This window comes from Micromonospora sp. NPDC005163 (assembly GCF_053599835.1).
This window is the reverse complement of the sequence record NZ_JBSFYP010000027.1, coordinates 69,454-90,048: the sequence shown is the minus strand read 5'-3', so window position 1 is coordinate 90,048 and position 20,595 is coordinate 69,454. Positions and strand designations below refer to the sequence as shown.

Genomic DNA, 20,595 nt, shown 5'->3' with positions numbered 1-20,595 from the left:
CTCTCAGCCCCGAGGACCCTAGGCTGCGGGTATGGCCGCCATGCTCACCCTGTTACAGGCCCCGGCCCGCTGGGCACGCCGCCGCCTGGGTGTACGGCTGCGCTCAGCGCTGGCCGCCACCATGGTGGTGGCAGTGACCTTCGGGATCGGCGCAGCGGCCTTCATCTACCTGGCCCGGGCCAACCTGGTCCGCGACGTGGATGCGACTGCCAGACAACGCGCCGCTGAGGTGGCCACCGCGGTGACGGGCGGAGACTCCGACGCCATCGCCCAGACGCTAAAGCCCAGCCCGGGGGAGCAGAACCTGGTGCAGGTCCTGGCGCCCTCGGGTGAGGTGGAGGCGGCGTCGCCGACCCTCGGCGGGGCAGAGCCTCTGTCCCCACTGCGCCCCTCCGCCGGTCAGACCCTGCGGGAACAGCGGACGCTGCCCTTTGCCGTCGAAGACCCCTACCGGGTGGTCGCGATCGGTGTCGGCACCACCTCGGGCACCCGGACCGTGCTGGTGGCCCAGTCACTACGACCAGTGCACGAGAGCACCGAGGTGATCGCCGCGATCCTGGTCGTCGGGTTACCGACGATGCTGCTGCTGATCGGCGCGGCCGTGTTCCTGTTCGTCGGCCGGTCGCTGCGTCCGGTGGAGACGATTCGCCGTCGGGTCGCGGGCATCACCGCCCGCGACCTGCATGCCCGGGTGCCGGTGCCGCAAGCCCACGACGAGGTGGCGGCACTCGCTGAGACGATGAACAGCATGCTCGACCGCCTACAGACGGCGGCGACCAGGCAACGCCGTTTCGTCGCCGATGCCAGCCACGAACTGCGCAGCCCACTGGCAACCCTGCAGGCCGGCCTCGACCGCCTGACGATGACACCCCTGCCCGGCGCGAACGACGACCTGGTCCGACTGATGCGCCGCGAGTCGCAGCGACTGGGCCGGCTGATCGCCGACCTGCTGCTGCTCGCCCGTATCGACGAGCACGGCCTCACGATGCGCCGTGAGGACGTCGACCTCGACGACCTCGCCTACATCGAACGGGACCACCTCACCGCCCGCCGACCCGACCTGACCGTCCGAACCCACCTCACCCCGGTCCGCGTGACGGGCGACGCCCACGACCTCGGGCGCGCGCTGCGGAACCTCGCCGACAACGCCGCCCGCCACGCGCGCCACGAGGTGCTCCTACGGGTCCGCGTCGACGACGGGTGGGGGTGCCTGGAGGTCACCGACGACGGGCCGGGCATTCCGCTGGGGCAGCGGCAGCGAATCTTCGAACGGTTCGTCCGGCTCGACGAGAGCAGGGCCCGCGCCGACGGCGGAAGCGGCCTTGGCCTGCCAATTACCCGCGAGATCGTCGCAGCGCACGGCGGGACCGTACGGGTGCTGCCCGGCCCAGGAACGACGATCCAGATCCGACTGCCGCTGACCAGCGACAACGAACCCGGCGACTGACCCGCACTGCGCAGGGCCGCCGACCCCTTCAGGCTCCTCTCAGCTGTGACCAGATTGGCTGGGCTCAGCCGGCCGAGGAGCCGGGTCGACCACGGGATCGGATGCCCGGTGAACTACCACCTGTTTCATCTCATCAACGCCGCCGCCGGACACAACGACCCGCTCGACGACGTGCTGGAGTGGTGCGCCGTCTGGCTGATCTACCTGCTCGGCGCTCTGGCCGCCGTCACGGTGCTGCTCGGACTGAAGTCCGGCGGCGGGTCGGTGGTCGTACGCGTCGGCGCGTCGTTGGCCCTGGCGTTCGCCGCCGGCCAGGTGGTCGCCGTGGCCAGCACCGAGGTCCGCCCGTTCCAGACGCACCCCGTGCACCAGTTGATCCCGCACGACCCGGGCGGGTCGCTGCCCAGCGACCACGCCACGGCGGCCTTCGCGGTGGCGTTCGCCGTCGGCGTGTTTCTGTCCTGGCGCTGGGGATTACTGCTCTCGGCGCTGGCCACCGTCATCGGATTCGCCCGAGTCTGGTCGGGCGTGCACTACCCGGCGGACATCCTCGCCGGCGCGGTCATCGGCGCGGGAGCCGTGCTGATCATCGCGCTCGCCGTACGCGTCCTCGACCGGCGCGCCCACCAAGACCGTCCCCGCGCGGCTGCCAGCCGCCGCTAGCCTCCTCGGCTTGCCCGCCCGCGTCACCCGTCACGCCCTCTCGGAGGTCTTCTCGTGTCAACGTCCCTCGCCCCGGTGGCCGTGGGTCCCAGTCTCCTCAACCCAGAGTGGTTGATCTCCACCTTCGGGCTGATCGGCATCCTCGCCATCGTCTTCGCTGAGTCCGGGCTGCTGATCGGGTTCTTCCTGCCCGGCGACTCGCTGCTGTTCACGGCCGGGCTGCTCGTCGCCGACGGCCACTACCTGCACCAACCGCTCTGGCTGCTCTGCCTGCTGGTGGCCGTCGCCGCGATCACCGGAGACCAGGTGGGGTACCTGTTCGGCAAGCGCGTCGGCCCGAACCTGTTCCGCCGACCCAACTCCCGCCTGTTCAAGCAGGACAACGTGCATCGCGCGAACGACTTTTTCGCCCGCTACGGAGCCCGGTCCGTGGTCCTGGCCCGGTTCGTGCCGATCGTGCGGACGTTCACCCCGATCATCGCCGGTGTCAGCCGGATGCACTACCGGACGTTCCTCATCTACAACGTCATCGGCGGGACCCTCTGGGGCGTCGGCGTCACCGTCCTGGGCTACTTCCTCGGCCAGGTCGCCTTCGTCAAGGCGAACATCGAGGTCATCCTGATCGGCATCGTCGTGGTCTCCGTACTGCCAATCGGAATCCAACTACTCCGATCCCGCCGCGCTGCCGGCACACCCGCAGCGGATGCCGCGGCAGCGGCAGAAGCAGCGCCCCGAATCGATTGACTCGCCGCACTAACGAGCCACTGACGGCTCTCGCATGCCACCGTCCTCTGCGGCGTCGAGGCGGACAGTGGTCGACGCTTGATGCGCGATTGGGGTCGGTAGCTGCCCGACCGCGACGGTTGCCGCCCAAAGTCCCTGAAGGAACGCCGAACTTGAGGCTGCTGACATGTACGAAGTCGACGACTGCCAGGTGCGTGCCCGTCTGGCTCGCCTCGGGCATCCGCGGGTGGATCTACGCCGACGCCACCGCCGGGTGGGCGGCGGGTCGTCGCCGGACCGGCCAGGGGCGTCGCCGATCTCGGGGACGCTGAGGTGAAATCCGTGGGTGGATGTCGTCGCCAGGGTCACTGGAGGACCTGGTTGCTTCTGTTCCGTGCTGCCCTGTCGTGTGGTTCTGGGTGTGGCTGGCTGTTATCGCGGGCTGGGTACACGCGGGTTTCGGTTGCTTTCACCGAGGCCCACAGCGGCTGTCCTGGGACGAGTCGTAGGTGCGCGGCGGCGGTCGGGGTGATGTCGGCGACTACGTCGATCGGACCGTCGAGTTGGATCCTCAGGTTGTCGCCGTGGCGTTGGATGCCGGCGATGGTGGCCGGCCCGCATGATGTCCGGGAGGTCTCCGTCGATGACCACGTCATCGTCTGCGCCCCTGACGCCGTCCACGACTGGGCAGACCTGGTGCAACACAACACCTGGGCGCACGAGTGCGTCCGCCTCGACTTCGCGGGGCCCAACAACTGGTCCGGAGACTGGCCGCTGGGTGACGCGTCCCGTTGGACACCGAACCGTGAGGATGTCCCGTCCTGGTTCGAGCCCGGTGACAACTTGATCTCGTGGGGGTGCTCCGTCAACGGCGACTTCCTCTTCTGGCACGTCAGGCCCGGCACGGCGCCTGACGACTGGCCTGTGGTGCTGAAGGAAAGAGGGCCGTACTGGGAGCAGTACTGCGTCGGATTCTCCGCGGCACTGGTCGGCCTACTCACCGGCGACGTTCAATCCGAATATCTCAGCCGTTGGCTTGGCGGACCGCACTCCTACGCTCTCTGACGAGGTGATCTTGGCATACGGCCTCCGCCGCAATCATTTGCTCGGATCTGCCGCGAACCGCGCGGCACGCAGCGTGACGGCTGGAGCTGCCGCTCGCCATCCGGAACTGCCGATTACCGAGCGTTCAAGGCACCGCTGGCGCTTCGATGATCGATTCGTCCATATCGCGGTGTTGCCGCCCGTTGGCGATGCGGTCGCGGTGGGCGGGCCACTGGTCGGCGAGCATGGCGAAGTCGAGTTCGGTGCTGCATTCGCCTTTGAAAAGCTCGTTGTGGACCAGGCGGGCCTCCTGTCGCATCCCGAGCCGGCGCGCCACCTTCGCTGAGGGACCGTTGCGCTCATCGAGGCGGGCGACGATGCGGTGCAGGCCCAGCTCGTCGAAGCCGAGTCGAAGTAGCGCGTGTGCCGCTTCGGTGGCGTAGCCATGGCCGGCGAAGTCGGGGTTCAGGATGTATCCGATTTCCCCGCCGCGGTACTCCCGGCTGTGCCAGAACAGGACCACGTCGCCGACGAGTCCGCCGGTTCGGGCGAGCTCGATGCCGAGCGTCAAGGCCTGGCCCTCGTCGGTGAGTGCGATAGTGGCCCACTGCGCCGCGAGTCGTTCGCCGATCAGCTGACGGTCCATCGGCTCGAAGGGCACGTAGCGGCAGACATCGGGCCGGCTTCGGTAGGCCAGCAGGGCGTCGACGTCGATGACGGTCAACGGACGTAGCAACAGACGCTCGGTCCGGATCGGATAGGCGGGACGCAACTCGGGCTGTCGGTTGGGTGACACGCCGAGCATCGTGCCACCCGACGGTGTCCCGCACCTCCGTTTTCTAGGTGCGCGCGAACTCCGCGCCGGTGACCGTGCTCATCTGCCGCCGACCGGGCGCTACGTTCTGTCACCTTGCCCGGCGGGCTGCGCCGCCCGCTCGTGCCGATGTGAGTGCACCAGCTGACGGAGCAGGCGGGCGACCCGCGACCGCCGCTGCGGACCCAACGCCAAGTCCCAGTGGACGGGATGAGAATTACCGTCGCCGAACCTCACCGAATTCTCGCCGTGCAGCTCCACGACCATGCCCCGGCCACCAAATGGGAAGATCAGCCAGGCGCCGCTGGTGAAAGGCGTGCACGCGCCGGGTCGGCTGGCCGCACTGCGGACACGCCCCCGCCGCTGCCAGCGTACGAGCGCGAACCCGCAGGACCTCTTGTGATGGATCACCCCATCGATCACAGCTGCGGAGGCAACATCTTCATCGGGTCAGAGCGACACCGGCCTTAGACTGCCGCATCGCCAACAAACAACGCGGACCGGGCATCACTGCTTTTGTGTCAGAGCCAGATGATCGACGCAGATCGCCGCGTTCGGGTTCAGCGGCGTGGCCGCACCAGCCCCGCGTCGAACGCCGCGATCACGAGCTGTGCCCGATCTCGCACGGCCAGCTTCGCCATCAGGTGCGTGATGTGCGTCTTCACCGTCTTCACCGAGATCGCCAGGGCAGTTGCGATCTCGTCGTTCGACAAGCCGCCGCCGATCAGTGTCAGCACCTCGACCTCACGGCCGGTCAGCCGCCGCAGTGCCGGCGTCGGCCGATCCGGTCGGGGCGCCGTGACGTAGTGCGCGACGAGCCGGGTGAGGATCGACGGCGCGAACAGCGATTCACCACGGTGGGTGCGGCGGATCGCCTCGATCAGCTCGTCGGGGCGGGCGTCCTTGAGCAGGAAACCGGACGCGCCCGCGTGCAGCGCCTCGTAGACGTACTCGTCGAGCTCGAACATGCTCAGGACCAGGACGCGGGCAGTGGACAGCGCTGGGTCGGTGCAGATGCGACGGGTGGCCTCGAGGCCGTCGAGGTGCGGCATCCGGACGTCCATCAGGATGACGTCGGGGCGGGTGGTGCGGGCGCACGCCACGGCGTGCGCGCCGTCGCCGGCCTCGCCGACGACGGCCAAGTCCGGCTCGTTGTTGATAATCACGGCGAGGCTGTGTCGGAGCAGCGCCTGGTCGTCCACCAGAAGCACGCGGATGCCGCTCACGCCGCCTCGTCCCGGATCCGCGCGGTGAGGCGGAAGCCCGCGTCGACGTGCTCCGCCGACAGCGTGCCGCCGAGACTGCCGACCCGCTCCCGTAACCCGGCCAGCCCGTGTCCGGCGCCCGGCGATGCCCGCCATCCGTCGACTGACGGGCCGGTGTCCGCCACCGTGACCACCACGTATGTTTCGTCCCGATACACCCGCACCCGCACGTCCGTCGGTCCCGCGTACCGCGCCGCGTTGCTGAGCGCCTCCCGCACGGTCTTGCAGACGGCGACTTGTACACCCTGCGATACCGGGCCGAGCGGCTCGACCGTCAGCCGTGTCCGAAGCCCTGCGAGCGACGCCCCGTGCACGATGCCGGGCAAGTCGTCGAGGTTGTCCACCGGCGCACGGCGGCTGGCGGCCGACGGCTCACGCAGGACCGTGAGCATGCGGCGTAGCTCGGCTGTCGCGTGCCGGCTCGCGTCCTCGATATCGGTGAGCGCCACCTCCACCTCGGCAGGCTTGGGTAGATGCCGGGTGGCCGCGGCGCGGACCGTGATCAGACCCAAGCCATGCGAGACGATGTCGTGCAGGTCGCGGGCAATCCGCAACCGCTCGGCGAGCACCGCCTCGGATGCGGCCCAGGCGGTCAGCCGCGATTCGTAGGCGGTTCGGTCGGCGCGTGACCGCCGCACCGCCCATACCGCAGCCGCGACAGCGCCGCCGACTATCAGCGGCGGCAGTACGACCGCGAACGGGCCCTGCGCGCCGACCGTACACATGGCCATCACCAGCACGCTGATCACCACGGCAACCACCGGCACGGCCCTGGACCGCCCGGAGGGGCGCGGATGGGCGTTCACCACCCCGACTGTAGTTCTCAGACCAGGGTCTGACGGTCCGTGGACCGACTCGGCCGTCAGGATCCGAGAACGGTCCGATGTGTGAGGGCCGGAACACCGGTTGACTCGGCTTATGATCACGATCGATCGCGTCAGCAAGACCAAGAGCAGGACGCAGATCCTGTACGACGTCACCTTCGAGGCCCGACCCGGCCGGGTCACCGGCTTCCTCGGGCCGAACGGAGCCGGCAAGACGTCGACGCTACGTATCCTGCTCGGCCTGGACCGCCCGCAGAGCGGGACCGCGCTGATCTGCGGGCGCCCGTATCGGAAACTGGACCGTCCGCTCACGACGGTCGGCGCGCTACTCGACGGCAGCGGCGCGCACCGAGCCCGCACGGCCCGCGCCCACCTGCGCTGGGTAGCCGCCAGCAACGGCCTGCCGGACTCCCGCGCCGACGAGGTCCTCGAGGTCGTGGGCCTGACCGGCGACGCGCGGAAGCGCGCCGGCCGCTTCTCCCTCGGCATGAGCCGCCGGCTCGGGCTCGCCACCGCGCTGCTCGGCGACCCTGAGGTGCTGGTCCTGGACGAACCGGTCAACGGCCTCGACCCGGCCGGGATTCGCTGGATGCGCGAGTTCCTCCGAGACAGCGCCGCGCAGGGCCGCACGGTCCTACTCTCCAGCCACCTGATGGGCGAATTGGCCGAGATCGCCGACGACGTCATCGTGATCGACAAGGGCCGGATCGTGATCCAAGGCAGACTCGCCGACGTCACCGGCGGTCATCGCACGCTCGAGGACGCCTTCTTCGCGCTGACCGCTACCGAGGCGGGTGGCCCGTGGTGAGCCTGGTCAGCGCCGAACTCCGTAAGCTGCTCGGCCTGCCCACCGCCTGGGTCGGCCTGGTGTTGGGCACGCTGATAGCACCCGTGGTCGTCCTGCTGAACGCGCCGTACACCCGCCGCGCGATCGCCGCCGGTACCCTCACCGACACGTCCGACCTGGGCCTACGCGACCTGGGTATCGGCCTGATCGGTCCGATGGTCCTCGGCGTGATCGTGGTGAGCAGCGAATACACGTCCACCGGTCAGGACGCCCCCGGCGCCCGCCAGCTCACCGCGACGCTCGCCGCAGTTCCCGACCGGCTGCGTCTGCTGGTGGCGAAGACCACCGCGCTCGTGCTGGTCGTCGCGGCACAGGCAGCGGTGACCGCAGCCGCCACACTCACCCTCACCCAGGTGCTGCACGGCGAACACGCGCCGGCACCCGCCCCGGCCCGAGTGGCCGCCGCGATCCTCTACTGGACGCTGACCGCACTACTGGCGTGCGGGATCGCGCTGATCACTCGCAACGGCATCGTGCCGCTGACGCTGCTGATCATCAACAGCTCCGTCGTCTCAGTGTCGTACTTGCTGACGAAGGTCACCGACCTCGCCTCCTACCTGCCGGACATCGTCGGAGCGCAGATGTTCATCCGCAGCGCGGACTTCCCCGTCGAGATCGCCCCGGTGACCGCCGGCCTGGTGATGACGGCCTGGGTCGTCGCGTTACTCGCGGTCGGCGCCGTCCTGTTTCAGCGGCGAGACGTATGAACACCGCCCGCGCTGAGCTGCGCAAACTGCTGACCCTGCCGTCGCTGCGCCTGACCGCACTGCTGACCTGGACCGCCAACCTGCTGCTGACGTACGCGTACGCATCCGCCGAGTCCCGCGGTGAGCCGCTCGGCGACGACGCCGCCCTGGCCCCGCTCGGCTACACCCAGGCCGGCTTCCTGGTGCTCGGCGTGCTAGCGGCCGCGTCCGAGTACCAGGAGGGCGGCCAGATCCGCACCACACTGCTCGCGATGCCCCGGCGCCTGCCACTGCAGGCGGCGAAAGCCCTCGCGCTGGCTGCTCTGACGCTCCCGGTGGCCGCCGCGACGGCGGCCACCAGCACCCTGCCGGCCTATGGGGCCACCTGGACGCCCGCCGCGACCGCGTACCTGACGCTCACCACGCTGCTGGGGGCGGCAGTCGCCGGCGTCGTCCGCCGCGCAGTGCCCGCCGTGGTTCTGCTGCTCGGTCTGTACTTCATCGCAGGCCCGCTGCTTCGGGCCCGGACCGGCACCAGCGCCGCCTACCTGCCAGACACCGCCGCCCTCGACCCGTCCCGCGGCGCCGCCGCCACGATCACTTGGACACTCTCCGCCCTAACGCTCGCCGCTCTCACTTTCCACCGCCGCGATGCTTAACACTCCAGTCGGGTCAGCGAATCCGCGGTTTCCGGGCCGGCTCACCGGAGTCGGCGGAAGGCGTCGCAGCCGTTACGAACGGTAGTCGACCGATTGCAGTCGGCCCGAGGAATCAACGTACAGGCCGAGAAGCGCGCAGAGCCATGGGCATTTCTACTCAAAGCGGGCGCGACTGGTTCACTCACATGCCGCCGATCGGCGCGCCGACAACCTGCGAGGCGGCTGGGCCTGGTGCGGGCACGTGCGGACGCGGTGGCGAGACGTCGACCGAGCCGGCGGGCTGTCGACCGCCGAAGCTGCAGGTTCGGCGACCGGGGTCTAGCTCGGGCCACGGCCGACGCACGGTCAGCCCAAGGGGTGAGAGCAGATCAAGGTCGCTCCCCGTGGCCGTTCGCGTTACGGCGCAGTTGTCGTGGCGCGAACGAGCGCAGTCCGGGATAGCCTTGGTGTATATGGCTACCTATCGCAGCGCCTCAGTGCTTCTATCGTCGGACGGCACCAGGACCCCCGGCACCGCCGCGCTCTTCGCCGAGCCCGCCCGCAAGGGTGGGACCCCGCCGTGGGCAGGCGACTTCCGACCCGCCAACAGCGCCGGCAATGGCCCCAAGAACGCGGTCGGGAAGACCTTTACGTTGGAGCTGCCCGACGGCAGCACCGGCAAGGTCGTGGTCCAGAGCCTCAAGAGCGGGAAGGGAGGCGTCGTGCTGGCGTTGATGGGCGAGGACGCACCCCCCTTCTGATCAGGAAACTGATCGCCGCCGACGCCACCAGCTCGAGACGACCGGTATGCGGCCCTGCCGATCTCAATGCGTTCGGATAGCTGCCGGGCGCTTTACCTCACCCGTCGCTGGGCGTCGACGAAGGTCAGGTTTACCGATCTGCCGCAGACCGAGCGGTTGAGGTGCGCGGCTGGATCGCCGGGCGTCGCCAGCTCCTACGGCGTCCGGCCGCCACCGTGGATGGCGCTGGCGATTGTCAGAGACCCGTGGTCGTGGACGACGCTCGCCGTACGTGCACGAGGAGTCTGACATGCCGGCCCGACGTCGAGATCGTCCTGAGCATCGAGGTCCTGCCCCCGACGGTCCGCCGAGCGACCGGCGCGCCGGCAGCCCGGCGAGTCGGGCTGGCCCACAGGCAGAGGCTGCGGCCACGGTGCAGCGGTTAGCCTGCCGTCATGGCGAGCGCAGAGCTGGATGAGTTGATCGTCGCGGACGCCGACGCGCTGCGCGCGTGGTTGTCGGCCAACCACGCCACGTCGCCCGGTGTCTGGCTCGCCCTGACCAAGAAGGGCGGCACAGTCACGACGCTGACCTGGCAGCAGGCGGTCGACGAGGCCCTGTGTTTCGGCTGGATCGACGGGCAGGCCCGTAAACGGGATCAGGAAACCTCCTGGATCCGGTTCACCCCTCGCAGGCCCCGCAGTTCCTGGTCACAACGCAACGTCGCCCACGTGGCCCGGCTGGAGGCGCAAGGGCGAATGCTGCCCCCAGGCCGCGTCGCGGTAGAAGCCGCGAAGGCGGACGGGCGGTGGGCGGCCGCCTACGCCCCACCGTCGGAAGCCGAGGTACCGGCCGACCTACTCGCCGCCATCGCTGCCGACCCTGCCGCCCAGGCCATGTTCGACGTACTCACCAAACCAACCGGTTCGCTCTCATCCACCGCGTCAATGCCGTCAAGCGGGCGCAGACCCGCGAGCGGAAGATCGGCGAGTTCGTTGCCATGCTGGCCCGTCACGAGACGATTTACCCGCAGAAGGCCAAGCCTCCGAACTCGCCGTAATCGGCGGGCCACGGGTTCACGTCCGCGATGACCTGGGCCGAACTGCTCGCCGCGGCGGCGCTGCCGGACGAGCGGCTGACCTGGGCGCAGCGGCTCATCCTGATGCTGCCGATGCTCGGTCCGCAGGAACTGTCCGAGGACGCCGAGGAGGTTATGCACAGGGCGCTGGACGGGATTGGTGCGACAAACCGGTTGGCCGTGGCAGCAGCCCTGCTCGACGCCCTGGACTGGCGTACTCACTAGTGGGAGCCCGGCTCGTCGGATCACGTGTTGGGCCGGCTTCGATCCCGGCGAGAGAGCATGTCTGCCGAGCAGCGGCCGTCGCCGCTGAGGAATGTCTTGGTCTAGTGGTGGGGGAACAACGCCGCGTCGCAAATTTCGTGTAGGAGTTGGCGGGCGGTCGCGATGTCGCTGGCGAGGATGCGGTCTGCCGCGCCGAGCAGGGCTGCGGCGGTCGCCGAGTCCATGGGCGGTTTGTCGTAGACCAGGCTTTCGAGGACCTGCCGCCCAGCTGACCGGTCGGAAGCGATCTGGTGGCGTACGCGTCGGACATGTTCATCGACCAGGTCGACGTCGGCTTGGTCGGTGAGGTCCCGCCCGGCTGGCCTGGACGCCTGCAGCAGGTCCCACGCTTTTAGCGGTAGGGATGGCCGAGGAGGCCGTCAGCGTCACTACGCGCGTGTAGGTAATCGGCGAACGTGACCGTGCCGCGGTCACCATCGGTGAGCAGGTGGCCACCCAAGCCGAACCCCGCGCCCAGCCTTCCCCCCAAGGGGATCCTGATGACTGGGCGGCGGCGCTGTGCATCGGCGAGATAGGCGCGCATCAGGTCCGCCATCGACTCGACCTTCGGCCCGCCGAGCTCGCGAACGCGGCCTGCCGCAGGCCCCATGACGAGTTCGGCCATTCGCTCGGCGACATCGCCCACGTCGACTGGCTGGAACAGTGACTTCCGCGGCACCACGGCGGCCGGACCTTTGGAGAGTCGCATCAAGAACATCAGCATCAGATCATGGAACTCGGTGGCCCGCAGGATCGTCCATGGCAGGCCGGAGGCTTCGACGAGCCGCTCGGTGTCTAGCTTGGCCTGGAAGAACCCGAACCGAACCCGCTCCACTCCGACGATCGAGACATACACCAGGTGCGGCCGCGCTCCACCTGTCGCGTCGAGGAGCTGCCGGAGCTGGGTCACGTCCCGCTGCGGTCGCCGGTAGTCGGCCGCACTCGCGCAGTGGGCGATGGCATCCACATCCTCGACCGCTGCGGCCAGGCCCGCGCCGGTCTCGAGATCACCCTGGACGAATCCAGGTCCCTGAGATGGGCGACGGCTCAACACCCGCACCTCGGTTCGATCCTGTAGCCGACGTACCAGCTCGCGACCCAGCACGCCGGTACCACCAGTGACGAGCACCCTTTCTGGACGTGTCATATCCCCCTCCTCACCCTGGAACGGCCCGGGCCAGTTTCTCAAGGAAGCTCAGTGTGCGTGAAAGTCGATCGGCCGCCGGTACATCTGAACAGGAGCGCAGCGCCGACACCCGGTGCCGTAGGGCAAGCCCGGATCACGCACTCGACGGGCGTAGGCGCTGAAACTTACGCTGACGAGGTTGACCAGCCACCGCGACTCCGTCATGGCCGGTAAGCCGTCACGGCCAGCTAGCTCCTCACCAACTGGCCGCACATGAGGATGTTCCACTGGCCGCTAACACGGCCGGGTGAAGGCGGTGATGCGGTGGCCGCGGCGAAATCCTAGGTTGAGGATGTGGCGACCGGTGCGGCCCGTCGAGCCGAACACAGTGATGTTCATTGGCGTCTCCACCCAGTTGGCGTCAGGTATGGGGTTCGGCCGCGGTGGAGCGATGCGTGAGGCCGCGTTCGCCTTGTTCACCGCCCTTGGACAGGCCGCGGTCCAACACGAACACCAACGCGTACGCCTCGGCGAAGGCGCATACCGCCCACATCGCCCAGGCCAGGACGCTGAGGCTCAGGGGCTGGTGCAGCACGTTGAATGAGCCCATGAACTCGGCAAACACGGTGCCCAGCCACACGATGAGGCCGAGCCGCCATGCCCTGCTGTGCAGGCCCGTCGTCCATGCGGGAGCGATGGACCGGTAGACGAAGGCGTAGCCGATCCCGAACGCGAGCATCCCGCCGAGGATGATCAGCGGATTCTCCAGAATCCGTGGAAGTGGCTCCAGTTCCTTCCACACGGTGATGACCTTGGGATGCTGGGTGTCGGGGTCGAACAACAACCCTTCCGCGCCTAGGCGTGAACCGCCGAGCAGGCGGAATGTGACGAACGTGCCCAGCAGGAACGCGATGCCTCCGGCGAGGCCGGCAGCGAGTGTTCGCCAGATCGAGATGGTGTGTCGCATCGTTCTCCTTCCTGAGTTGGGGTGCCGTGAAGGAAGCAGCTACCAAGTGCCACGCAGCGCTGCGTGACTGAATGCCTGCCGAATGCGCGCTCGCCGGTAAGTCTGCGGCTGAGGGCAGTTATCCGAGCATGAGGCTGGGACGGACGCGTACGGCGCGCTGGAACTTGGCGCGGCGGTCGTCAGGCAGAACCGAACGGCGCTCGTATTCCCTGCGGTCAGCCGGTCAGCCGGTCAGCCGGTCAGCCGGTCAGCCGGTGCGGCGGGAGCGGGCCAGAGCCAGCCAGCCGAGGACCACGCCGACCAGCCCCAGCACCAGGGCCAAGGCACCCCCGGCTACTCCGTTGCCGGTGCCGAGACCACCGTCGGCGACCGCCAGATTCACCGCTCCGTTGACCGCGCCGGTCAGCCCCGTCACCAGGGCCACGATGGCCCCCTTCCTCCCGCCGTTGCCGATACGACGGACGGAGCGCAGCGCCAGCCCGCCGATGACCACGCCGACCAGCGCCACCAGTGCGGCAACGCTGGCCCAGATTCGCTCGGGGGTCCCGATGAAAGTATCGACACCCTGGCCCGCGCATTCTGCCTTCGTCGCACAGACTTGCGCGGCCGCTGGTGTGGCAAACACGAAGACGCCGAGCAGGGCGGCGGCGGCTGCGGTAAGCAGGCGACGGACGGTCATGAGGTTCTCCTCATCTTCCTACGACTGGACGTCGTCTGATCCTGTCCGGCGGACCCACCACCTGTCGTCCTGCTGACGTGGGCACTTCACGCTGCCGCAAGCGGCGCATCCGGCTGCTGCGGATGCCGCAGAAGCCGGGAAGGTACCGCGTGTGCGGTACCCGGCCGTTCATCCGCGCGCAGGAGTCGCCAGGGCAGACACCCAGTTAGGGTGCGCGCATGAGCAGGGGACGGATCGGTGTCAGAGACTGGGCGATCGCCGCCGGGGTGGCGGCGATCCTGCTGGTCACCGGGCTGTCCGGGCAGCACTCCGCCACCAACCTCGACCTGCTCGGCTACGCGCTGCTGACGGCCGGCGGCCTGGCGCTGGCCGCGCGCCGCCGCGCGCCGGTTCCCGTCCTGGCCGTCACCGGGCTGTGCGCGGTGGGTTACCAGGCGGCCGCTTTCGACGTGCCTGCCGTCGCGTACCTGTTCGCGGTGTACGCCGCCGTGCGGGCGGGACACCGCTCTATCACGGTGGCGACGAGCGTGATCATGCTGGCTGCTCTTCCCCTCGCGGCCATGGCCTCGGGCCTGCACGACACGGGCGAGGCGTTCGCGCGGGCCCGAGGTGTCCTCGAGCTGGCCTGGCTGATCGCCGCCGGTGCGGCGGGTGAAGCGCTGCGACAGGCCGAGCGCCGGGCGGACGAGGCCGAGCGCACCCGCGAGGAGACCGCGCGGCGCCGCGCCAACGAGGAGCGGCTGCACATCGCGCGGGAGCTGCACGATTCGCTTACCCACCAGATCTCCGTCATCAAGGTGCAGGCCGAAGTCGCTGTCCACCTGGCCCGCAAGCGGGGTGAACAGGTGCCGGAGGCCCTGCTGGCGATCCGGGAGGCCGGTCGTGAGGCGGCCCGGGAACTGCGAGCGACCCTGGAGGCGCTGCGCGACGACGACAAGAACCCGCCGCATGGGCTCGACCACGTCCCGGAACTGGTGCAACGGGTCCGTGCGACCGGCCTGGACACGACGCTGACGATCGAGGGACACCGCAACAACGTGCCGGCAGCGGTGGACCGCACCGCCTACCGGATCGTTCAGGAGGCGCTGACCAACATCGCCCGTCACGCCGCCGCCGCTACGGCGTCGGTCCGGATCGACTACCGTCCCGACGCCCTCGCGATCCGCGTCGATGACGACGGCAAGGCCACGCCGGACACCGCGCCGGTGCCCGGCGTCGGGCTTCTCGGGATGCGCGAACGAGTCACCGCCCTCGGAGGCCAACTACTCGCGGGACCGCGCCGCGAGGGCGGCTTCACCGTCCAAGCCGACCTTCCCGTGGATCAAATGTCATGATCCGTGTCCTGCTGGTCGACGACCAGCCGCTCCTTCGCAGCGGATTCCGCGCACTCCTTGACGTCGAGGACGACATTGAGGTGGTGGCCGAGGCCGCCAACGGCAGCGAGGCCTAGCGCTGGCCAGGGACCACCTGCCCGAGTCCTACGCCCCGACGGCGGACTTTGAATCCTGGGAGCTCTTCGTTCTCTATCCGACGCAGCCGGCGTGGATGAGAGGTGACCACAATGTCACCTGCGTCGCAATGGACCCCGCCGGTAAGAGCAGCGGCTCCCTGCGCGGCTGACCCCCGCGGCGACAGCCGCACCGTGGTGCCCGGCCTGTACACCGCCAGCCGGCGGTGACAGCGCACCAGGATCCATCCAAGCGAGGGAGGCGAGGTGCCGTTCACCGGTAGTCACGTCGCGGCCGTGCTGCCGCTGGCGCGGTCAGCCTGGCTGGCGCCGTCGGCCCTCGTGCTCGGGAGCATGGTTCCCGACCTGCCCTACTACCTGCCGCTGCCGGTGCAGGCGACGCTGACCCACTCGTTCGCCGGCGTCCTCGGCGTCGACGTGGTGCTGGGTCTGGCGGCAGTGGCCCTGTGGCATGGGCTGCTGGCCCGCTTCCTGATCGCCATCTCGCCGATCCGGCTACGCGATCGCCGACCCCCGCCCGCGCGTCACCGTCATCGGCCGGCTGTCCGCGTGGCGATACTGGTCGTCTCGCTGGTGCTCGGCGCGGCGACCCACGTGCTGTGGGACTCGTTCACACACGACGGGATGTGGGGTACCGCGCACATCGGCTGGCTGGCCGAGTCGCACCTCGGCATGCCCGGCTATCGCTGGGCGCAGCGGGTGAGCGACATCGTCGGCGCTTGCGTCGTCGTGGTCTGGCTGGTCCGATGGTGGCGTACGCAGTCGCCCGCGACGGCGACCGCGCAGTGGCCGTCGGCCGAGCGGGTGCTCGTGGTGCTGGCCTGGACGGCCATCGGCCTCGCCGCCGCAGCCGGCGCCGCGCTGGCCGCCACGGAAGAGGTGGCACCGCAGCGAATGGTGTTCCTGGCCGTCACCCGTGCCGGCGGTGCCGCTATGACGACCGCGATCGTCCTCGCGGCCTGCTACACCGTCCTGGCCCGGCACGACCACCGATCCCGCGCTGGCCGCAGCCGCTCAAGCTAGCCCAGGTTCGAAGCTGTCAAACTCTTACGCCTCGCCCTGATGCCATCCTGATTACCGCAAAAGCGACCACGGCATCCAGGTCTACCGGCAGCGTGACCCGGTAGAGACGGGTCGGTAGCTGCATGTGCTGGCGGTCGTCGTCGCGTAAGGCACTAGACAACGCGGGGCCCGAGGCCGTATGCCGCCGGTCTCGCGACAGTCGAAGGCGCCACGAAGACAATGAAACCGGCTTGGGTCCGTGGGTGAGAAGTAGGTACAGCGGCAGCCGCATGGTGAACCACAACGCTAACAGCTCCGGAGGGCCGCCCCATAGCATCGGCGGCCATGGGTAGCAGAGTGAATTACGTCGTGATTCGCAATGGGCGCCACCAGCTGTACGCGCAGGGCGGCGGGGCTGGTTACAGCCTCGACTATCACTTCGCGATCGGTCCCGCGGCCGCGCTGCGGTGGCTCGACCAGCTCGACGACTGTCGGACGGACGAGTGGTTCGATGACCTGTCCTGCGAAGGCGGCGTGCTGATTGACGTAGATCACCGCACGCTGCTGATGTTCAGTCTGCTCGGTCATGTCGCCCTCGGCGGCCGGTACGACTATCGGGCCGCGCTACTCGAAGCGTACGGGCGTACCTGGGCTGGCTGGAAGATACGTTGGGCCTACGACGGAATCGGCGATCTCGTGGCATACCTCGGCCAGGACCGCCAGGCGGTGCGGCAGCGGATGCCTGCGCGGCCGGCCCTGTACGAGGACGGCGAAGGCTGGTCCGATGGGCCGATCGAATTTCTGGTCAGCGTGCTCGACGACGCTGGTCGCCGCGCCTATGGACTGACCGAGGGAGCGCAGCGTCCCTGGCTGGGCGGCCCGCAGCTGATGGCCGAACTCGACGGCCGCCACCTCGTTTCCTCGTGCCGGACCATTCCGACCGCGGGACTTCACCTCGACCTTTCGGCGCGCCGTGCCGGTCTCTGGAGCATCATCCCCTTGAAGGGAGTGACCGAGACGTGGCCGGCTCGCTGGCCCGGCTGGGGCCTGGAGTTGTGGGCCGCCGATTACGGGCAGCAGGTCAGCAGCGGCAGCGGGGCCGTCAGACTTCCCGCTGTCGACCTCGCCTGGGCCTTGGCCGCGCTCGCGAAACGGTTGGACAACTACTGGCCGGTTGAAGAGCACCTGCGGGCTAACGACGTCGACGTCGACCGGGTGCGCGAGTTAAACCTGGGGGGCATCGCAACCCACCTTGCGGCTCGCGTGACACCTGAAGCGCTCGCCACAGCCGCAGCTACGATCGCCTGCTCACACACCGACCTTCGCTCCACCTCCGGGGAGGTCTGAGGCGGACACGAAATCGGCCGGTGCGACCGATGCTGCAAGCCCAGGCCCGGTAGGTTGGCTGCCGCAGCGGTTGAATCTCCACCGTCCTTGCGGCGCAGCAGCGTACCGCTGCGGCGATCGGGCAGCGTTCATCGTGGCGGCGGCGAGGCGCTCGGCGACGAGGGCGGCACTTCCGATTTGCTGCCAGGTTCTTGCGTCCGGGTCTCAGCGGGGGCGGTCTTGGCGTTCACTGCTTGAACCGCCACAGCGGCGACGAGCAGCGCCCCAGCTGTGACGCACAGTAGCCGTACGACAGTCGCCCATGGCAGTTCCGCGGCTGGCAGCAGCGGGGTCAGGGCGTACCCGATGGTTGCGACGGCGCCGGCGACGGACCAGAACATCATCGAGCGGGTGCGGGTTGGCTGTGGGGTGCCGTGCCAGTCGCGAAGCAGCCGGCGGCGGCCGATCACGACGGCGACGCCGAGCGTGACCAGCGCCCCGAAGAGAGTGCTGGGGATGTCGGACACCGTCCACCAGGCGATCTCGCTGACCGAGTCCCAGTCGGTGCCGAATACGATGCGCTGCCACGCCACGGTGTGGGTGAGGTAGTCCCAGCCGATGTGACTGGCCGCGCCGAGCAGCGCACATCCTGCGGTGATCTGCCATCGATAGCGCACTGTGGCGAGCACGCCGTAGTCGCGCAGCGCGAACGGACCCAGGTGGGGTAGGTGGGCGGCGAGGGTCGCGACGGTGGCGCGGACAAGCCACGCGCCGAGCAGCGCCACCGGCAGACACCACCACACCAGCGCGGTGAGAGTGTGGCTCTGCCACTCCGGTCCGACCCCGAGGAACGCGTACTTGACGTCGGGTGCGACCGCACCGGTCGTCAGCGCGACACCGTCGAACCAGCGGGGTCGCCAGAGTTTGAGCGGGAGTACCACACCCGGGTGCGACGGAAAGGTCAGCGGCATCGGCGCATCTTCCCACCCAGTACTTCAGCCCGGGGGAGGGAGTGACCGGTTTCCGATGTAATCCATGCGGCGTGGTCGTTGGCGGTGCTGCGGATAATGAGGCCTTCGCGAAGGTGATGGCGAAGGGTCCAGGGCGGGCGTGCAGCGCGCCGCCCACTTCGATCGGCCGCGGCCGTTGCGGTGGCTACTGTGCATGGTTGTGCAGGATCTGCTTTTCAGATCAACGACTCTTGCGTCTTGAGACGGTTGCTTAAGGGGTTGATCCACGTCAGGGCAGCCCGACGGCTGTTCGGGGAACGGTCGCTTAGCAGACGGAGGGCGTTTCGTGGTGCAGCGCGCCTGCGGCAGGTGGCGCGCTGGAGTTCGTCAAAAGGGTGGTTGGGCGGGCTCCGGTGGTCGGCCGTGGGCACGGCGCGCATCGGTCACGGCCACGGCGAGGAGCACCGCGGCGGCGACGGCCGTTGCGGCGAAAGGCGGCGCGGACATCAGTGCCGGGTAGGACAGCGTCAGCGCCGCGAGGGTGATCAGACGGGCGGGAGAGACCCGGCCGAAGACCTCGTACTCGAAGCGGGCGCGGCCGGCGATGAACAGGGCCGGGCCGAGCAGGATAGGCGCGATCCAGGTCGCCGGGGCGGGATCGAAGGGGTGTTCGATGGTGATCTCGTATCCGAGGGCCGTGGTCACCACCCCGATGATCATGACCAGGTGGGTGTCGGCGGCGGACCGGCCGATAGTCGACGGATTGTCCGAGTGGGCGATGGCGTCGGGGAGGATCCGCCCGGCGCGGTGGTAGTAGATGCGCCAGAGCAGCACTGAGGTGATCGCGGCGACGGCGAAGGCGAGGGTGTGGTCGCGGTCGAAGGGTCCGGTGCTGTAGGTCAAACCGATCACCAGGATCGTCTCACCCAGGGCGATGAGAAAGAACTGCTGGTAACGCTCGGCGAGGTGTTCCGCGGCGATGTCCCACTCGGCGGTGGTGGCACGGCCCAGCCCAGGCACGGGCCAGCCCCACCGTCCGGCTGCGTACTCGATGCCGAGCGCGAGCGCCCACAGCGGTATTAGCGCCCGGCCGTCGAGGATCGCCCCGGTGATCCACAGCACGCCAGTGACGCTGTAGGTGGCGAGCATCCGCCACTTCAGCTGCCGGCGCTGCCGGTCGCGCAGGGCGAACTGGAGCACCAGCGGCCGGGTGAGCTGACCGGCGACGTAGGCGAACGCGAAGGCTTCCGCGTATCCGGTGAACGCCCGCGGGACGGCCACACCCATCACCAAGCTGGAGCCGAGCGCTACGGTGACCACCGCCTGGATCGTGATGGATTCCGGGTCGTAGCGGCTGGTCGTCCACGCGATGCCCTGCCACAGCGCGTACAGGGCCAGCAGCAGGATGAGGGTCTTCCCGGCGCCGGGCAGCGCCCGAGACCAGGCGCTGCCACCGGGCTCGACCACCACGTCCTCGAACGCCCGAGCGACGATCCGCGTCAACGCGAAGACGAACACCAGATCGAAGAACAGCTCGAGGAACGTCACCCGAGCAGGGCGAGCCTGCGCCGGCTCCGGTCTGGCAACCGTACGTCTCCACATGACCAAGACCCTCCTCGACGCCGCGGGCCAGTCGTAACACGCCGACGGACAGCCAGACCGGTAAACCGACCGAGGAGTGCGGGAACAGCGGACGAGCCCGCCGTCGGCTGCTGTCGTGGGCACGTCGCCCGGGTTTCGATCGTCTCCTGCGCCGCCCAAACCCGGAGCAGCGCCGCGGCCACCGAGTGCCGGCCGGTCTGTCGCCTTATGTGCATAGCCCCGTCAGTGACTCTCGGGACCGTATAAGGCCAGAGCACGCGGGCGGTCTTCACGAGCGGTGATGGGTGAATGCGGGACAGGTGGGCACGCTGAGGCGCTCATTCCGCCCGCGAAGTCATCTCTACGGCACTTCGGCCCAGGCCCTCCCGAGTTCACCAGGAACCGCGACCTTAACCTCGGCGCTGGACCGTATCCGGACGAGGACGTGGGTGTTCAACCTGCC

At 69.0% G+C, this 20,595-nt stretch carries 22 protein-coding genes and 2 pseudogenes; 14 read left to right on the top strand and 10 right to left on the bottom strand.

All coding sequences use genetic code 11. From position 1 onward, the window contains the following. The first annotated feature begins 31 nt into the window (after positions 1 to 31). From ACWD6N_RS20080 to ACWD6N_RS20070, 3 genes are all read left to right on the top strand, one after another. On the top strand, positions 32 to 1,447 hold the full coding sequence (locus ACWD6N_RS20080; RefSeq protein WP_354968339.1) for a sensor histidine kinase: 1,416 nt from the start codon (positions 32 to 34) through the stop codon (positions 1,445 to 1,447). 108 nt (positions 1,448 to 1,555) lie between these two features. After that, positions 1,556 to 2,110 (top strand): phosphatase PAP2 family protein, encoded by a 555-nt coding sequence (locus ACWD6N_RS20075; protein WP_354968340.1) that lies wholly within the window; start codon positions 1,556 to 1,558, stop codon positions 2,108 to 2,110. Between the two features lie 54 nt (positions 2,111 to 2,164). Next, complete coding sequence (locus ACWD6N_RS20070) at positions 2,165 to 2,854, top strand: DedA family protein (RefSeq protein ID WP_450005029.1); 690 nt, start codon at positions 2,165 to 2,167, stop codon at positions 2,852 to 2,854. A 344-nt stretch (positions 2,855 to 3,198) separates the two neighbouring features. Here the strand turns inward: ACWD6N_RS20070 and ACWD6N_RS20065 are convergent. After that, positions 3,199 to 3,447 (bottom strand): annotated as a pseudogene (locus ACWD6N_RS20065) (TOBE domain-containing protein); the annotation flags it as partial. Between ACWD6N_RS20065 and ACWD6N_RS20060 the strand changes: the two are divergent. Next, positions 3,428 to 3,898 carry a hypothetical protein gene (locus ACWD6N_RS20060; protein WP_354968342.1) on the top strand — a complete coding sequence of 157 codons (471 nt, stop codon included), beginning with the start codon at positions 3,428 to 3,430 and terminating at the stop codon, positions 3,896 to 3,898. The pseudogene ACWD6N_RS20065 and the gene ACWD6N_RS20060 overlap by 20 nt on opposite strands. A gap of 124 nt (positions 3,899 to 4,022) precedes the next feature. On the opposite strand, the gene ACWD6N_RS20055 is transcribed toward ACWD6N_RS20060, so the two are convergent. From ACWD6N_RS20055 to ACWD6N_RS20040, 4 genes are all read right to left on the bottom strand, one after another. After that, on the bottom strand, positions 4,023 to 4,673 hold the full coding sequence (locus ACWD6N_RS20055) for a GNAT family N-acetyltransferase (protein WP_450005028.1): 651 nt from the start codon (positions 4,671 to 4,673) through the stop codon (positions 4,023 to 4,025). A 235-nt stretch (positions 4,674 to 4,908) separates the two neighbouring features. Continuing rightward, on the bottom strand, positions 4,909 to 5,061 hold the full coding sequence (locus ACWD6N_RS20050; RefSeq protein ID WP_354968700.1) for a transposase family protein: 153 nt from the start codon (positions 5,059 to 5,061) through the stop codon (positions 4,909 to 4,911). Between the two features lie 190 nt (positions 5,062 to 5,251). Further along, a complete protein-coding gene (locus tag ACWD6N_RS20045) occupies positions 5,252 to 5,917 on the bottom strand; it encodes a response regulator transcription factor (RefSeq protein WP_354968697.1) in 666 nt (221 codons plus the stop codon). Beyond that, positions 5,914 to 6,762, bottom strand: a complete 849-nt coding sequence (locus ACWD6N_RS20040; protein ID WP_354968696.1) for a sensor histidine kinase — start codon at positions 6,760 to 6,762, stop codon at positions 5,914 to 5,916. The genes ACWD6N_RS20045 and ACWD6N_RS20040 overlap by 4 nt, the downstream gene beginning before the upstream one ends. A gap of 112 nt (positions 6,763 to 6,874) precedes the next feature. On the opposite strand from ACWD6N_RS20040, the gene ACWD6N_RS20035 reads away from it, so the two are divergent. From ACWD6N_RS20035 to ACWD6N_RS20010, 6 genes and pseudogenes are all read left to right on the top strand, one after another. Next, positions 6,875 to 7,588: an ABC transporter ATP-binding protein gene (locus ACWD6N_RS20035; protein ID WP_387328984.1), complete on the top strand. Its 714-nt coding sequence runs from the start codon at positions 6,875 to 6,877 to the stop codon at positions 7,586 to 7,588. Further along, the gene (locus ACWD6N_RS20030; protein ID WP_387328982.1) at positions 7,585 to 8,334 is read left to right on the top strand and encodes a hypothetical protein; all 750 of its coding nucleotides are present in this window, start codon (positions 7,585 to 7,587) and stop codon (positions 8,332 to 8,334) included. Before ACWD6N_RS20035 ends, ACWD6N_RS20030 begins: the two co-directional genes overlap by 4 nt. Then, positions 8,331 to 8,972 carry a hypothetical protein gene (locus ACWD6N_RS20025; RefSeq protein ID WP_354968693.1) on the top strand — a complete coding sequence of 214 codons (642 nt, stop codon included), beginning with the start codon at positions 8,331 to 8,333 and terminating at the stop codon, positions 8,970 to 8,972. Before ACWD6N_RS20030 ends, ACWD6N_RS20025 begins: the two co-directional genes overlap by 4 nt. 452 nt (positions 8,973 to 9,424) lie before the next feature. Continuing rightward, the gene (locus tag ACWD6N_RS20020; RefSeq protein WP_074310625.1) at positions 9,425 to 9,712 is read left to right on the top strand and encodes a hypothetical protein; all 288 of its coding nucleotides are present in this window, start codon (positions 9,425 to 9,427) and stop codon (positions 9,710 to 9,712) included. A 434-nt stretch (positions 9,713 to 10,146) separates the two neighbouring features. Next, a pseudogene (locus tag ACWD6N_RS20015) lies at positions 10,147 to 10,751 on the top strand (YdeI/OmpD-associated family protein). Positions 10,752 to 10,778: 27 nt separating this feature from the next. Continuing rightward, on the top strand, positions 10,779 to 10,994 hold the full coding sequence (locus ACWD6N_RS20010) for a hypothetical protein (RefSeq protein WP_354968691.1): 216 nt from the start codon (positions 10,779 to 10,781) through the stop codon (positions 10,992 to 10,994). Positions 10,995 to 11,385: 391 nt separating this feature from the next. Here ACWD6N_RS20010 and ACWD6N_RS20005 read toward each other — a convergent pair whose 3' ends face one another. The 3 genes from ACWD6N_RS20005 to ACWD6N_RS19995 form a co-directional block, all read right to left on the bottom strand. Beyond that, on the bottom strand, positions 11,386 to 12,180 hold the full coding sequence (locus ACWD6N_RS20005; protein WP_387328972.1) for an SDR family oxidoreductase: 795 nt from the start codon (positions 12,178 to 12,180) through the stop codon (positions 11,386 to 11,388). 400 nt (positions 12,181 to 12,580) lie between these two features. Continuing rightward, positions 12,581 to 13,126 carry a hypothetical protein gene (locus ACWD6N_RS20000; protein WP_354968689.1) on the bottom strand — a complete coding sequence of 182 codons (546 nt, stop codon included), beginning with the start codon at positions 13,124 to 13,126 and terminating at the stop codon, positions 12,581 to 12,583. Between the two features lie 247 nt (positions 13,127 to 13,373). Further along, positions 13,374 to 13,805: a DUF6223 family protein gene (locus tag ACWD6N_RS19995; RefSeq protein ID WP_387328969.1), complete on the bottom strand. Its 432-nt coding sequence runs from the start codon at positions 13,803 to 13,805 to the stop codon at positions 13,374 to 13,376. Between the two features lie 218 nt (positions 13,806 to 14,023). Between ACWD6N_RS19995 and ACWD6N_RS19990 the strand changes: the two genes are divergently transcribed. From ACWD6N_RS19990 to ACWD6N_RS19975, 4 genes are all read left to right on the top strand, one after another. Beyond that, entirely contained in the window at positions 14,024 to 15,139 is a 1,116-nt protein-coding gene (locus ACWD6N_RS19990; RefSeq protein ID WP_387328967.1) for a sensor histidine kinase, read from the top strand. Continuing rightward, positions 15,136 to 15,255, top strand: coding sequence for a response regulator transcription factor (locus ACWD6N_RS19985; protein ID WP_387328964.1), 120 nt, complete (start codon positions 15,136 to 15,138; stop codon positions 15,253 to 15,255). The genes ACWD6N_RS19990 and ACWD6N_RS19985 overlap by 4 nt, the downstream gene beginning before the upstream one ends. A 264-nt stretch (positions 15,256 to 15,519) precedes the next feature. Then, positions 15,520 to 16,296 carry a DUF4184 family protein gene (locus ACWD6N_RS19980; RefSeq protein ID WP_387328961.1) on the top strand — a complete coding sequence of 259 codons (777 nt, stop codon included), beginning with the start codon at positions 15,520 to 15,522 and terminating at the stop codon, positions 16,294 to 16,296. A gap of 324 nt (positions 16,297 to 16,620) precedes the next feature. Next, positions 16,621 to 17,622 carry a hypothetical protein gene (locus tag ACWD6N_RS19975; RefSeq protein ID WP_387328958.1) on the top strand — a complete coding sequence of 334 codons (1,002 nt, stop codon included), beginning with the start codon at positions 16,621 to 16,623 and terminating at the stop codon, positions 17,620 to 17,622. 128 nt (positions 17,623 to 17,750) lie between these two features. Here the strand turns inward: ACWD6N_RS19975 and ACWD6N_RS19970 are convergent, their stop codons facing one another. Continuing rightward, entirely contained in the window at positions 17,751 to 18,572 is an 822-nt protein-coding gene (locus ACWD6N_RS19970; RefSeq protein ID WP_354968685.1) for a DUF4184 family protein, read from the bottom strand. A 366-nt stretch (positions 18,573 to 18,938) separates the two neighbouring features. After that, a complete protein-coding gene (locus ACWD6N_RS19965; protein ID WP_387328955.1) occupies positions 18,939 to 20,099 on the bottom strand; it encodes a low temperature requirement protein A in 1,161 nt (386 codons plus the stop codon). Between the last annotated feature and the right edge of the window lie 496 nt (positions 20,100 to 20,595).